Below are 13,978 nucleotides of genomic sequence, written 5' to 3'. Positions count from 1 at the left end.
TCTGTTGACAACACCGCAAAAACATGTAATTTTGCAACTCCAAACCGGAAACGGGGCGGAAAATGTTCTTTAACAGTGATTTTTGGGGAGTTTCCAGAGTGGCCAAATGGATCAGACTGTAAATCTGCTGGCGTACGCCTTCGGAGGTTCGAATCCTCCACTCCCCACAATACTACAATTAACTTGTACAGGTTGATTGTAATTGCGGAAGTAGCTCAATTGGTAGAGCGATAGCCTTCCAAGCTATAGGTTGCGGGTTCGAGACCCGTCTTCCGCTCCATAAAGTTTACGGTTCACAGTTTACTGCTGCTTAACAACAGTAAGCCGAAAACTGAAAACTTTTTTTGCCGTTATAGCTCAGCGGTAGAGCACTTCCTTGGTAAGGAAGAGGTCCGGGGTTCAAGTCCCCGTAACGGCTCAAGGTTTCTTTCGGGAAATCTTTTTGATGGGACCGCCCAAGCGGTTTTAAGCCCAAATGGCGTCAGACCTCAAACGGTATGATTTCGCTGGGTTTAATTTTGTTCAGCGAATTCATTCAATAACTAATCAACAGTTCACAATAGCGTTTTAAAAAAACATGGCAAAAGAGAATTTTGACCGCTCGAAACCGCACGTAAACATCGGTACGATTGGTCACGTTGACCACGGTAAAACGACGCTGACGGCTGCCATTACGAAAGTGCTGGCCGAAAAGGGTCTGGCCGCAATTCGGGACTTCTCCTCGATTGACAACGCCCCAGAAGAAAAAGAGCGGGGTATCACCATTAATACATCGCACGTTGAGTACGCAACGGCAAACCGCCACTATGCGCACGTTGACTGCCCAGGCCACGCTGACTATGTGAAAAACATGGTAACGGGTGCTGCCCAAATGGATGGAGCTATTCTTGTAGTAGCTGCAACCGACGGTCCAATGCCACAAACTCGGGAGCACATCCTGCTTGCTCGTCAGGTAGGTGTACCTCAGCTGGTTGTGTTCATGAACAAAGTGGACATGGTTGACGACCCAGAACTGCTCGAACTCGTTGAGATGGAAATCCGCGAACTGTTGAGCTTCTATCAATTCGACGGTGACAATATCCCAGTTATTCAAGGTTCGGCTCTTGGTGGCCTGAACGGCGATGCTAAATGGGTAAAAACCATCGAAGAACTGATGGATAACGTTGATAGCTGGATCCCACTTCCTCCACGTCAGACGGATCTGCCGTTCCTGATGCCGGTCGAAGACGTATTCTCGATCACAGGTCGTGGTACGGTAGCAACCGGTCGTATCGAGCGGGGTGTTATCAACTCGGGTGATCCAGTTGAAATCCTCGGTATGGGTGCTGAAAACCTGAAATCAGTTGTAACGGGTGTTGAAATGTTCCGGAAAATTCTGGACCGTGGTGAAGCCGGTGACAACGTAGGTCTGCTGCTCCGTGGTATTGAAAAAACCGATATCCGTCGTGGTATGGTTATTTGCAAACCAGGTTCGGTTAAGCCTCACTCGAAATTCAAAGCTGAAGTTTACGTATTGTCGAAAGAAGAAGGTGGTCGTCACACCCCATTCTTCAACAAATATCGTCCTCAGTTCTATTTCCGTACCACCGACGTAACGGGCGAAATTACCCTGCCTGCTAACGTTGAGATGGTAATGCCAGGCGATAACATCACGATTGATGTAACGCTGATCAACAAAATCGCTATGGAAAAAGGTCTCCGTTTCGCTATCCGCGAAGGTGGTCGTACCGTAGGTGCTGGTCAGGTAACGGAAATCCTCGACTAATATTCGAATAATTTTAAACAAGTGCATTTCTTCACGGGAATGCACTTGTTTTTTGAAATTATTTCGTAATTTTGCAGTCCAATTCAGAAGTCATTGGGTGTCGTTTACATAATTGGCATTCATCATGTTACATGATAAATGCAGTTACAGACCACAAATGACTGTTAATGAACCAATACACGGGTGTAGTTCAAGGGTAGAATAGCGGTCTCCAAAACCGTTGATGGGAGTTCGAATCTCTCCACCCGTGCCAATCCTTACAAAAGATGGACAAGTTTATCTCGTTTCTGAAAGCCTCCTGGGAGGAAGTTCAGCATAACGTGACTTGGCCTAAATTCAGCGATCTCCAGGGTAGTTCGACACTCGTACTGGTGGCTTCGCTGATTTTTGCGCTACTGGTCGGGTTAATTGATTTAGTGTTTGAGAACGGACTGAACGCATTTTATCAGTCGTTTTAATTTTAGTCATTCAGTAGTCATTATAGTCACAATTTGTTACCCTTCGTGCAAGCACGTCATAGTGGCAAATGGCAATCAATGACCATGTAATGACAACAAATGACAACTAATTATGAGCGGCATACAATGGTACGTCATTCGGGCGGTGTCGGGTCAGGAGAAGAAGATTAAGTCGTATCTCGACAACGAAATAATCCGGCAAAAACTCGATGAAGTGATTCCGCAGGTTCTTATACCAGCGGAAAAGGTGTACGAAATGCGTAACGGTAAAAAACGCGTTCGGGAGAAGTCATTTTTCCCTGGCTACATCCTCATTTCAGCCGATTTAGGTAATAACCGGGCACTCGACATGATTTTGAATATGCCGGGCGTATTAGGGTTTCTGGGGAATTCTCAGGCGGGCACTACCTCAAAAGTACCTGTTCCACTTCGTCAGGCCGAGGTCAATCGTATTCTTGGTAAGGTCGATGAAGAAACACAAGAAGTTGTTGCCCCAACAGCATCCTATCTGAAAGGTGAAAATGTTAAGGTAGTTGATGGGCCTTTTGGTGGTTTCATTGGCACTGTAGAAGAAGTATTCGACGACCGGAAGAAATTGAACGTCGTTGTAAAAATATTTGGCCGGAACACTCCGGTAGAACTCAGTTACGCACAAGTAGAAAAGGAAAGCTGATCGATCTGATCAATTTTCCGTGGTTCGGCGTCCTATGCTTCCCTCAGAGGATGACCAGCCAAAACCAGTTGATTTGTTATGAAAGGTGTGCGGATTGGTTATGTGGCTAACCAGTTAGAACCTAAGTAGTAACGGGGCCGCTTAGGCGGTCGTAACTCAATTACCACAATGGCAAAAGAAGTAGGTGGCTACGTTAAGCTGCAAGTCAAAGGCGGGCAGGCCAACCCCTCACCTCCGATCGGTCCAGCGCTTGGTTCCAAGGGTTTAAATATCATGGAATTCTGCAAGCAGTTCAATGGCCGAACCCAGGACAAAATGGGTATGGTATTGCCAGTTTTGATTACGTATTATAAGGACAAGTCCTTTGATTTCGTCATCAAAACGCCACCCGCACCGATTCTGCTGATGGAAGCAGCGAAGCTGAAAGGCGGATCTGCTCAGCCAAACCGCAAAAAAGTCGGCTCAGTAACGTGGGATCAGGTTCGGACCATCGCAGAAACAAAGATGCCCGATCTGAACTCATTCACCGTTGAGTCGGCAATGAAGCAGGTAGCTGGTACAGCCCGCAGCATGGGTATTACGGTGACGGGTACACCGCCGTTTGAGAATTAATCAGACTTGCCGAAGCAAACAAAGACATGGCTAAGTTAACGAAAAAACAGAAAGAGGCTCAATCGAAGTACGACGCTTCCAAAGAATATTCGCTCCAGCAGGCAGCCGAAATTCTGAAAGAGATTTCGTACACGAAATTTGATGCTTCTGTGGATATTGACGTTCGGTTAGGCGTTGATCCGCGTAAAGCCGACCAGATGGTTCGTGGCGTTGCAACGCTGCCCCACGGTACGGGTAAGACGGTTCGCGTTCTGGTGCTATGCACCCCGGACAAGGAAGCCGAAGCGAAAGAAGCAGGTGCTGACTTTGTAGGCCTGGATGATTATATTCAGAAGATTGAACAAGGCTGGACAGACGTCGACGTGATTATCACGATGCCGAACGTTATGGCTAAAGTTGGTCGTCTGGGTAAAGTTCTTGGTCCACGCGGTCTGATGCCAAACCCAAAATCGGGTACGGTAACTCCCGAAGTTGGCAAAGCTGTTCGTGAAGTGAAAGCCGGTAAAATCGACTTTAAAGTTGATAAGCAAGGGGCTATTCATACCAGCATTGGTAAAGTATCGTTTACGCCGGAGAAACTGGCCGAAAACGCGCAGGAAATCATCAGCACGTTGTTGAAACTGAAGCCTTCGTCGGCTAAAGGAACGTACGTGAAAGCGATCAACCTGTCGAGCACGATGAGTCCTGGTGTAACGATTGACAAAGGCACAGTAGCCGGAATTTAAGCCATGAAACGCGAAGAAAAAGGAGCAATTATTGAGGAATTGGCTGAAAAGTTTCAGAACGTTCCCTTCTTCTATATCACGGAAGCGAATGGCATGACGGTTGCTGAAGTCAACACGTTACGTCGGATGTGTTTTGAGCGGGGTATCGAGTACAGAGTGGTGAAGAACAGCTTCATCAAAAAAGCGCTCGAACCGCTTGCAACGGATTTTACGCCGTTCAACGAGACGGTGCTGCATGGTCAGTCGGCGGTGATGTTTCACCCTGAAAATGGCAAAGCACCGGCGCAGCTTATCAAAGAGTTTCGTAAAACAAATGATAAACTGAAACTGAAGGCTGCTTCTATTGATTACAGCCTGTTTATTGGCGCCGACCAGCTTGATACGCTCATCGCACTGAAGAGCAAGCAAGAGCTTATTGGCGAAATCATCGGTCTGCTGCAATCACCAGCCAAGAATGTTATCTCGGCTCTGCAAGGTGGTGGCAACAAACTGGCCGGTATCCTCAAAACGCTGTCGGAGCGCGAGGAAGCAGCTTAGCTGTAGCGTGGGTGGAAACCCGCACTTTCCGGCACTTAAAAGCGGTTTCCACTGGTACGCCAGCCCGGCCGCATTACAAAAACAATTGTATCACAATCAAAATAAGAAAATACTACAATGGCAGATTTAAAAGCGTTCGCTGAGCAGCTTGTAGGCCTTACGGTTAAAGAAGTAAACGAACTGGCTGCTATCCTAAAGGATGAATACGGAATTGAGCCAGCAGCAGCTGCTCCCGTAATGGTAGCTGGTGGTGCCGCAGGTGGTGGCGATGCTGCTCCGGCAGTGGCTGAGAAAACGTCGTTCGACGTAATTCTGAAGTCGGCTGGTGCTGCTAAACTGGCTGTCGTGAAACTGGTTAAAGATCTGACCGGTCTGGGCCTGAAAGAAGCTAAAGAACTGGTAGACGGAGCTCCGAAACCAGTGAAAGAAGGTGTTGCTAAAGATGAAGCTGAAGCACTCCGTAAGCAATTGGAAGAAGCTGGTGCTGAAGTAGAAGTTAAGTAAGCTAAAGGCTCTTTCGCATATCACTCCAGACAGGGGAGGCCAGACCAACGTCTGGTCTTTTCCTGTTTGGAGCTATTTTTGTCTAAAAGCACTTGCAAAAGACAAACTTATTTTTATTGCCTTATGTTATCTATTGACTCTCCAAGGGTTGGGTGACAGCCTGGAGAGTACTGATCAACGATTTATACACTACGATTTACGAGTTTTTCAGTGGAAAACCTAATTAATAAATTGTAATTCTGTAGATCGTTCATCAGATTCTGTGCCGTGGCATCTCTACGCCACGCACCTATTTTTAGAATCGGTTACGCACTAAACGAAGCACAATCTTGGCGACAAACGCGAAAATCAGTACACGCAAAAATTTTGCGACGATTCAGCCAGTGATTGGGTACCCAGATTTTCTGGATATCCAGGTAAAATCCTTCAAAGATTTTTTCCAGCTTGATACGCCTTCGAACCAACGCTCAGAAGAGGGTTTGTTTAAGGTATTTCAGGAAAACTTTCCCATTACTGACTCCCGCGAAAATTTTAAGCTGGAGTTCATTGATTACTCGGTCGATCCACCAAAGTATTCTGTTGATGAATCGATTGACCGGGGATTGACATATTCGGTGCCCCTGAAAGCCAAACTGCGTCTATCGAACAGTGATCCTGACAACGAGGATTTCGAAACGATTGAGCAGGAGGTATTCCTGGGCAACATCCCGTATATGACCGAGAAAGGCTCGTTCGTCATAAACGGGGCCGAGCGGGTTATTGTTTCGCAGTTGCACCGTTCTCCAGGTGTGTTCTTCTCCATGAGCAAGCACACCAACGGTACTAAACTGTATTCAGCCCGTATTATTCCATTTAAAGGATCCTGGATTGAGTTCTCGACCGACGTCAACAACGTCATGTACGCATACATCGACCGGAAGAAGAAATTCCCGGTAACGACATTGCTGCGCGCTATTGGCTTCGGCTCTGATAAAGACATCCTCGACCTGTTTGGCCTGTCGGAAGAGATTTCGGCAACGCCCGCTAATCTTAAAAAGGCAATTGGCCGCCGGTTGGCCGCCCGGGTACTACGCACCTGGACGGAAGACTTTGTGGATGAAGATACAGGTGAAGTTGTGTCGATTAGCCGAAACGAAGTGCTGCTGGAACGCGATTCAGCGGTTTCGGCTGATGATATTGACGTCATTATGGATTCAGGCCAGAGTTCAGTTATCCTGCATAAGGAAGACATGAACATGGCCGATTACAATATTATTTATAACACGCTGCAAAAAGATAGCTCGAACTCCGAAAAAGAGGCCGTCGAGCAAATCTATCGGCAGTTACGTAATGCTGACGCGCCGGATGAACAAACAGCTCGGGAAATTATCCAAAGCCTGTTCTTCTCCGATAAGCGGTACGATTTAGGGGATGTTGGCCGGTATCGGATTAACAAGAAACTGCAACTCGACATCTCGTCTGAAATGCGGGTTCTGACGACCGAAGATATCGTCTCTATCGTGAAATACCTGATCGGTCTGATCAACTCGAAAGCTGTTGTCGATGATATTGACCACCTCAGCAACCGACGTGTTCGGACAGTAGGTGAGCAATTATACGCTCAGTTCGGTGTAGGTCTGGCCCGTATGGCCCGGACCATCAAAGAACGGATGAACGTACGGGACAACGAGGATTTCAAACCCGTTGACCTGATTAATGCCCGTACACTTTCGTCGGTTATTAACTCATTCTTCGGTACCAACCAGCTATCGCAGTTCATGGACCAGACTAACCCACTGGCCGAAGTGACGCACAAGCGTCGTATGTCGGCACTGGGGCCTGGTGGTCTGTCACGCGAACGAGCAGGTTTTGAAGTTCGTGACGTACACTACACGCACTATGGCCGTCTGTGTACGATCGAAACGCCGGAAGGTCCGAACATCGGTCTGATTTCGTCGCTTTGCGTTTACGCAAAAATCAACAGCATGGGCTTCATCGAAACACCATACCGGATTATCGAAAACGGTAAGGTCTCGATGGACAAGCCTGTAATGTACCTGACTGCAGAAGAAGAAGATACCCATTACATCGCTCAGGCCAATGCCGGTATCGACGATAAGGGGAACTTCCAGGTAGATCGCCTGAAAGCACGGTTTGAAGGTGATTTCCCGATGGCCGAACCAGCGAACGTAACCTTTATGGATATTGCTCCGAACCAGATTGTATCGGTAGCTGCTTCCATGATTCCGTTCCTTGAGCATGACGATGCCAACCGTGCCCTGATGGGTTCGAACATGCAACGTCAGGCTGTACCGCTACTTCGTCCAGAAGCCCCAATTGTGGGTACTGGTCTGGAAGGCCGTGTTGCAGTTGACTCACGAACACTGGTTATTGCAGAAGCGGATGGCGTCATCGAGTTTGTTGATGCGACGAAGATTGTTGTTCGATACGATCTGGGAGAAGAGGAACTAGCGGTTTCGTTTGACGACGATCGGAAAACCTACAACCTCATCAAATTCCGCCGAACCAACCAGGATACCTGTATTAACCTCAAGCCGACTGTATTGAAAGGCCAACGGGTGAAAAAGGGTGATGTCCTTTGCGAAGGCTACGCGACACAAGCTGGTGAACTGGCTCTTGGACGTAACATGAAAGTGGCGTTCATGCCCTGGCAGGGTTATAACTTCGAGGATGCTATCGTGATTTCGGAGCGGGTAGTTCGTGAAGATATTTTCACCTCTATCCACATCGAAGAATTCGAACTGGAAGTACGGGATACCAAACGCGGAGAAGAAGAGTTAACCTCCGAGATTCCGAACGTGTCGGAGGAAACCGTTCGTAACCTTGACGAAAACGGTATCGTTCGCGTCGGTACGGAAGTTAAAGAAGGCGATATTCTGATTGGTAAGATCACACCGAAAGGCGAAAGCGATCCTACCCCGGAAGAAAAACTGCTCCGTGCCATCTTTGGTGATAAAGCGGGCGACGTGAAAGATGCCTCGAAGAAAGCACCACCGTCGCTGAAAGGAGTTGTTATCGATACCAAACTGTTTGCCCGTCCTGCTAAAGAAGAGCGTGGCAAGCATAAGGACGAAGTGAAGGCTTTGATGAAGAAATACAGCCGTGAGTTGAATGACTTCCGCGCTCGTATGATTGAAAAAACAGTGTCCTTGCTTGAAGGTAAAACCAGTGCTGGTGTCAAACATAAGTTCGGTGACGAAATTGTCAGCAAAGGCGTAAAATTCAGTCGGAAAAACATCGTCGATAACCTGTTCCCTGACAAGAACGCGTATCGGGATGAAAGCGGTTATGCTGTACCGGAAGAAGCTAATCTTCTGGCCGACATGAATCTGAACGACTGGACGGACGATGAAAAAACCAACGAGCTGATTACGGCACTGGTGAAAAACTACAACACCCGTCGTAGTGAGATCACGGGCCGGTTCAAACGTGAACGGTTTACGCTTGAAGTAGGTGACGAACTACCGGCAGGTATTGTGAAACTGGCCAAAGTGTACATTGCCAAGAAGCGGAAGCTGAAAGTGGGCGATAAAATGGCTGGTCGTCACGGAAACAAAGGTGTTGTTGCCCGGATCGTTCGCGATGAAGACATGCCGTTCCTCGAAGATGGCACTAAAGTCGACATCGTTCTGAACCCATTAGGTGTTCCATCCCGGATGAACCTCGGTCAGATTTACGAAACTGTACTGGCCTGGGCAGGTCAGAAACTGGATCGTAAATACGCTACGCCAATTTTCGACGGAGCAACTGAGCAGCAGGTAGCCGACGAGCTGAACGCAGCAGGTTTACCTTCGTTTGGTCGGACATATCTCTACAACGGTTTGACAGGTGAGCGTTTCGATCAACCCGTTACGGTTGGTATCATCTATATGCTGAAACTGGGTCACCTGGTTGATGACAAGATGCACGCTCGTTCAATTGGGCCCTACTCGCTTATTACACAGCAGCCGCTGGGTGGTAAGGCACAGTTTGGTGGTCAGCGATTCGGTGAGATGGAAGTATGGGCGTTGGAGGCATTCGGTGCGTCGAACATCCTGCAAGAAATTCTGACCGTTAAGTCTGACGATGTTGTTGGCCGCGCGAAGGCATACGAAGCAATCGTGAAAGGTGAAAACCTGCCGAAGCCTAATATCCCTGAGTCGTTCAACGTACTGGTGCACGAGCTACGCGGCCTGGCCCTTGAAATTACATTAGAGTAATAGGAGTGAGAAGCGAAGAGTTAGGAGTGAGAATCCTCCGGTAGCATTTTTTGCGCCAGCCATTCTCACTCCTCGCTCCTAACTTCTAACTCCTCTTTTAAAACCTATAATCTCCAACCAATGTCGTTCAAAAAGAACAAAAAACTCAATAGCGACTTCCAGAGCGTGACCATCAGCCTGGCATCGCCGGAGTCTATTTTGGAGAGTTCCTACGGCGAAGTGACACAGCCGGAGACTATCAATTACCGGACCTACAAACCCGAAATGGGTGGCTTGTTCTGCGAGCGCATCTTCGGGCCAGTAAAGGACTGGGAGTGTCATTGCGGGAAATACAAGCGGATTCGCTACAAAGGCATTATCTGCGACCGTTGCGGGGTTGAAGTGACCGAGAAAAAGGTTCGCCGGGAGCGTATGGGCCACATCGAACTGGTGGTGCCTGTTGCACATATCTGGTATTTCCGCAGCTTACCCAACAAAATTGGCTATCTGTTAGGTCTTTCGACCAAAAAGCTCGACCAGGTTATTTACTACGAACGGTATGTAGTTGTTCAACCGGGTGTGAAAGCTGAAGATGGCATCAACCAACTCGACTTCCTGACTGAAGACGAGTATCTCGACATCATTGACAAACTGCCCAGCAGCAACCAATACCTTGACGATAAAGACCCGAATAAATTCATCGCCAAGATGGGGGCCGAAGCGTTGGAGATGCTGCTGTCGCGTCTGAATCTGGACGAACTGTCGTATTCGCTTCGCCACTCTGCTGCTACGGATACATCGCAGCAACGGAAAGCAGAAGCCCTGAAGCGACTGAAAGTAGTAGAAGCTTTCCGGGAGGCAAACGGCCATATCGAAAACCGTCCTGAATGGATGGTGATTAAAATGGTACCTGTTATTCCTCCCGAACTGCGCCCGCTCGTCCCCCTCGACGGTGGCCGGTTTGCTACGTCCGATTTGAATGACCTGTATCGTCGGGTAATTATCCGGAACAACCGTCTGAAGCGGCTTATCGAAATCAAAGCCCCTGAAGTGATTCTGCGGAACGAAAAGCGGATGCTTCAGGAAGCCGTCGATTCGCTGTTTGACAACTCGCGTAAAGTGAACGCCGTTCGTTCAGAAGGTAACCGGGCGCTGAAATCGCTGTCCGACATGCTGAAAGGTAAACAAGGTCGTTTCCGGCAAAACCTGCTCGGTAAGCGTGTTGACTATTCAGGTCGTTCGGTTATCGTAGTAGGCCCAGAGCTGAAACTGCACGAATGTGGTTTGCCGAAAGATATGGCGGCTGAGTTGTTCAAGCCGTTCGTTATCCGCAAACTCATCGAGCGGGGCATTGTAAAAACCGTAAAATCGGCCAAGAAAATCGTGGACCGGAAAGATCCTGTAATCTGGGATATTCTGGAAAATGTATTGAAAGGCCACCCTGTATTGCTCAACCGGGCTCCAACGCTGCACCGTTTAGGTATCCAGGCGTTCCAGCCAAAGTTGATCGAAGGAAAAGCTATTCAATTGCACCCACTCGTCTGTACAGCTTTCAACGCTGACTTCGACGGTGACCAGATGGCCGTTCACGTGCCGCTGGGTCAGGAAGCGATTCTGGAAGCGTCGTTGCTGATGCTGGCATCACACAATATTCTGAACCCTGCCAACGGAGCGCCGATCACGGTACCGTCGCAGGACATGGTATTGGGCCTGTATTATGTAACAAAAGGTCGCAAGAGCACGCCCGAGTACCCGATTCCGGGCGAAGGCATGACGTTCTATGGTGCCGAAGAGGTAATTATCGGTATCAACGAAGGTCGGATTTCGAAGCACGCCAACATCAAGTGCCGGGTTAAGGTTCGGGACGAAAATGGGGAAATCGTGTCCAAGATAATCGACACGGTAGCGGGCCGATTGCTGTTCAACCAGGCGGTTCCTGAAGAAGTGGGTTACATTAACGAACTGCTGACGAAGAAAAAACTGCAGCAGATCATTGCCTTGATCTTCAAGATTTCGGGTGGTGCGCGGACAGCTCAATTCCTTGATGAAATCAAAGAACTTGGATTCCAGATGGCCTTCAAAGGAGGTCTGTCGATCGGTCTGAGCGACGTGATGATTCCAGAAGCCAAACAAGGTCTGGTTGAAGAAGCCAAGGCCGAAGTACAAGGCGTTTGGGATAACTACCTGATGGGTCTGATCACGGAGAACGAACGTTACAACCAGGTTATTGACATCTGGACGCGCGTTAACTCCCGTCTGACCGAAACACTGATGAAGCAACTCGAAGCCGATCAGGGTGGTTTCAACTCAATCTTTATGATGATGCACTCGGGAGCCCGTGGTTCGCGTGAGCAGATTCGTCAGTTGGGCGGTATGCGGGGTCTGATGGCCAAGCCACAGAAAAACCTGCAAGGCTCGGTAGGTGAGATCATCGAAAACCCGATCCTGTCGAACTTCAAAGAGGGTCTCGACGTATTGGAATACTTTATCTCGACGCACGGTGCCCGGAAAGGTCTGGCTGATACGGCTCTGAAAACAGCTGATGCCGGTTACCTGACTCGCCGTCTGCACGATGTAGCCCAGGATGTTATCATCAGCGAAGAAGACTGTGGAACGCTGCGCGGTCTGCAGGTTTCGGCTCTGAAAGATAATGAAGATATTGTTGAGCCACTGTCCGAACGGATTCTGGGTCGTACAACGGTTCATGACATCTATGATCCGCTGTCGAAAGATCTGATCATCGGTGCCGGCGAACTGATTACCGAAGAAGTAGCCGCACAGATCGACGAAACCAGCATCGAAACGGTTGAAATCCGTTCGGTACTGACCTGCGAATCGCGTCAGGGTGTTTGTGCTAAGTGTTATGGCCGTAACCTGGCATCGGGCCGCATGGTCGATATCGGTGAGGCTGTAGGCGTTATCGCTTCGCAGTCTATCGGTGAGCCAGGTACCCAGCTTACGCTTCGTACCTTCCACGTGGGTGGTACCGCATCGAACATTGCCGTTGATGCATCGATCAAAGCGAAATTCGACGGTCTGATCGAGTTTGAAGAAATGCGGACGGTTGAATCAGAAGATGCTGAAGGTAACGCACAAACGGTTGTTATGGGTCGTTCGGGCGAAGTTCGGATTGTGAATCCTGACGACCGAAACCAGGTTCTGATCAGCAACAACGTTCCCTATGGTGCATTCCTGCGGGTGAAAGAAGGCGATATAGTGAAGAAGGGCGATGACATCTGCGCATGGGACCCTTACAACGCCGTTATCCTTTCTGAACTGACGGGTACACTGACCTTCGATGCGATTGAAGATGGTATCACCTATCGTGAAGAGTTCGATGAACAGACGGGCTTCCAGGAGATGGTAATCATCGAAAGCCGCGACAAAGCGAAGAACCCGGCTATTGTTGTACAGGGTACGACAACACTGACGCTGCACCTGCCTGATAACGATGGTGGTCCGCTTCAGAAGAGTTATAACCTGCCTGTTGGTTCGCGTCTGGTTGTAAAAGCTGGTCAGAAAATCAAAGCAGGTCAGCCACTAGCGAAAATTCCACGTAACGTTGGTAAAACCCGCGACATCACGGGTGGTCTGCCACGGGTAACGGAATTGTTCGAAGCACGGAATCCATCGAACCCGGCTGTAGTGAGCGAAATCGACGGTGTAGTAACCTACGGTACAATTAAGCGGGGTAACCGCGAAATCTTCATCGAGTCGAAAGACGGCACGAAGAAGAAATACCTGGTACCGCTGTCGAAGTTCATCCTTGTACAGGATAACGACTTCGTACGGGCAGGTGCTCCGCTATCGGACGGTGCCATTACGCCAAGCGATATTCTGGCCATCAAAGGACCGACGGCTGTTCAGGAATACCTGGTTAATGAAATTCAGGAAGTATATCGTCTGCAAGGGGTAAAAATCAACGATAAGCACATCGAAGCCATCGTGCGTCAGATGATGCAGAAAGTTGAAATTATCGACTCAGGTGACACCAACTTCCTCGAAGGACAGGTTGTGGATAAGTGGGCTTTCCGCGAAGAAAACGACAAAGTGCTCGACGCTAAAGTTGTTATGGACGCTGGTGACTCACCAAACTTCAAGCCAGGGATGATCGTTACGAGCCGTCAGCTCCGGGATGAGAATTCCAGCCTGAAACGTCGTGACATGGCTCTGGTGACTGTTCGCGATGCCATGGCTGCCGTTTCACAACCAACACTGATGGGTATTACTCAGTCGTCGTTAGGTACAGACAGCTTCATTTCGGCGGCCTCCTTCCAGGAAACCACGAAAGTGTTGAGCGAAGCGTCGATCCGTGGTAAGCGTGATACATTAGATGGCTTGAAAGAGAACGTGATCGTAGGTCACCTTATTCCAGCGGGTACAGGTATTCGTCGTTACCAAAACGCGATTGTCGGCTCGAAGGAAGAGTTGGAGACCATCACTGAATCGCGCGATCAATTCGCCCGCAGCAAAAAACGGGCAACGGTGTAAGCCTCGACATAAGTTAATGCACGTAAAACGGCTCT

Annotated in this window: 9 protein-coding genes and 4 tRNA genes; all 13 read left to right on the top strand. The window is 48.8% G+C overall.

The window, feature by feature from the left end; genetic code table 11:
- Window positions 1-84 precede the first annotated feature (84 nt).
- The 13 genes from BGO59_RS16985 (at window position 85) to rpoC (ending at window position 13,943) form a co-directional block, all read left to right on the top strand.
- A tRNA-Tyr gene (locus BGO59_RS16985) sits at window positions 85-167 on the top strand.
- A 37-nt stretch (window positions 168-204) separates the two neighbouring features.
- Window positions 205-280 (top strand) — tRNA-Gly (locus tag BGO59_RS16980).
- Window positions 281-346: 66 nt separating this feature from the next.
- Window positions 347-418 (top strand) — tRNA-Thr (locus BGO59_RS16975).
- Window positions 419-577: 159 nt separating this feature from the next.
- Window positions 578-1,765, top strand: a complete 1,188-nt coding sequence (tuf, locus tag BGO59_RS16970) for an elongation factor Tu (RefSeq protein ID WP_020598178.1) — start codon at window positions 578-580, stop codon at window positions 1,763-1,765.
- Window positions 1,766-1,944: 179 nt separating this feature from the next.
- Window positions 1,945-2,018 (top strand) — tRNA-Trp (locus BGO59_RS16965).
- A gap of 13 nt (window positions 2,019-2,031) precedes the next feature.
- Window positions 2,032-2,223, top strand: coding sequence for a preprotein translocase subunit SecE (gene secE, locus BGO59_RS16960; protein WP_020598179.1), 192 nt, complete (start codon window positions 2,032-2,034; stop codon window positions 2,221-2,223).
- Window positions 2,224-2,335: 112 nt separating this feature from the next.
- Window positions 2,336-2,896, top strand: coding sequence for a transcription termination/antitermination protein NusG (nusG, locus tag BGO59_RS16955; protein ID WP_293684899.1), 561 nt, complete (start codon window positions 2,336-2,338; stop codon window positions 2,894-2,896).
- A gap of 168 nt (window positions 2,897-3,064) precedes the next feature.
- The gene (gene rplK / locus BGO59_RS16950) at window positions 3,065-3,508 is read left to right on the top strand and encodes a 50S ribosomal protein L11 (protein ID WP_080058733.1); all 444 of its coding nucleotides are present in this window, start codon (window positions 3,065-3,067) and stop codon (window positions 3,506-3,508) included.
- Window positions 3,509-3,534: 26 nt separating this feature from the next.
- Entirely contained in the window at window positions 3,535-4,233 is a 699-nt protein-coding gene (rplA, locus tag BGO59_RS16945; RefSeq protein WP_293684896.1) for a 50S ribosomal protein L1, read from the top strand.
- 3 nt (window positions 4,234-4,236) lie between these two features.
- Window positions 4,237-4,770, top strand: a complete 534-nt coding sequence (gene rplJ / locus BGO59_RS16940) for a 50S ribosomal protein L10 (protein WP_293684895.1) — start codon at window positions 4,237-4,239, stop codon at window positions 4,768-4,770.
- A 117-nt stretch (window positions 4,771-4,887) separates the two neighbouring features.
- Window positions 4,888-5,274, top strand: coding sequence for a 50S ribosomal protein L7/L12 (gene rplL / locus BGO59_RS16935; RefSeq protein WP_020598184.1), 387 nt, complete (start codon window positions 4,888-4,890; stop codon window positions 5,272-5,274).
- Between the two features lie 329 nt (window positions 5,275-5,603).
- Window positions 5,604-9,473, top strand: a complete 3,870-nt coding sequence (gene rpoB / locus BGO59_RS16930) for a DNA-directed RNA polymerase subunit beta (RefSeq protein WP_293684893.1) — start codon at window positions 5,604-5,606, stop codon at window positions 9,471-9,473.
- Window positions 9,474-9,593: 120 nt separating this feature from the next.
- Window positions 9,594-13,943: a DNA-directed RNA polymerase subunit beta' gene (rpoC, locus tag BGO59_RS16925; protein WP_293684891.1), complete on the top strand. Its 4,350-nt coding sequence runs from the start codon at window positions 9,594-9,596 to the stop codon at window positions 13,941-13,943.
- The last annotated feature ends 35 nt before the right edge of the window (window positions 13,944-13,978 follow it).

Origin of the sequence: Spirosoma sp. 48-14 (genome assembly GCF_001898575.1) — a bacterium.
In the GTDB taxonomy this organism is placed as follows: Bacteria; Bacteroidota; Bacteroidia; order Cytophagales; family Spirosomataceae; genus Spirosoma.
Note: the sequence above shows the minus strand (reverse complement) of the source record. Positions and strands in the feature narration are given on the sequence as shown.

What these genes read in the sequence shown, in the direction of transcription:
- tuf (WP_020598178.1), top strand. Translation starts at nt 578, where the DNA reads ATGGCAAAAGAGAATTTTGACCGCTCGAAACCGCACGTAAACATCGGT.
- secE (WP_020598179.1), top strand. Translation starts at nt 2,032, where the DNA reads ATGGACAAGTTTATCTCGTTTCTGAAAGCCTCCTGGGAGGAAGTTCAG.
- nusG (WP_293684899.1), top strand. Translation starts at nt 2,336, where the DNA reads ATGAGCGGCATACAATGGTACGTCATTCGGGCGGTGTCGGGTCAGGAG.
- rplK (WP_080058733.1), top strand. Translation starts at nt 3,065, where the DNA reads ATGGCAAAAGAAGTAGGTGGCTACGTTAAGCTGCAAGTCAAAGGCGGG.
- rplA (WP_293684896.1), top strand. Translation starts at nt 3,535, where the DNA reads ATGGCTAAGTTAACGAAAAAACAGAAAGAGGCTCAATCGAAGTACGAC.
- rplJ (WP_293684895.1), top strand. Translation starts at nt 4,237, where the DNA reads ATGAAACGCGAAGAAAAAGGAGCAATTATTGAGGAATTGGCTGAAAAG.
- rplL (WP_020598184.1), top strand. Translation starts at nt 4,888, where the DNA reads ATGGCAGATTTAAAAGCGTTCGCTGAGCAGCTTGTAGGCCTTACGGTT.
- rpoC (WP_293684891.1), top strand. Translation starts at nt 9,594, where the DNA reads ATGTCGTTCAAAAAGAACAAAAAACTCAATAGCGACTTCCAGAGCGTG.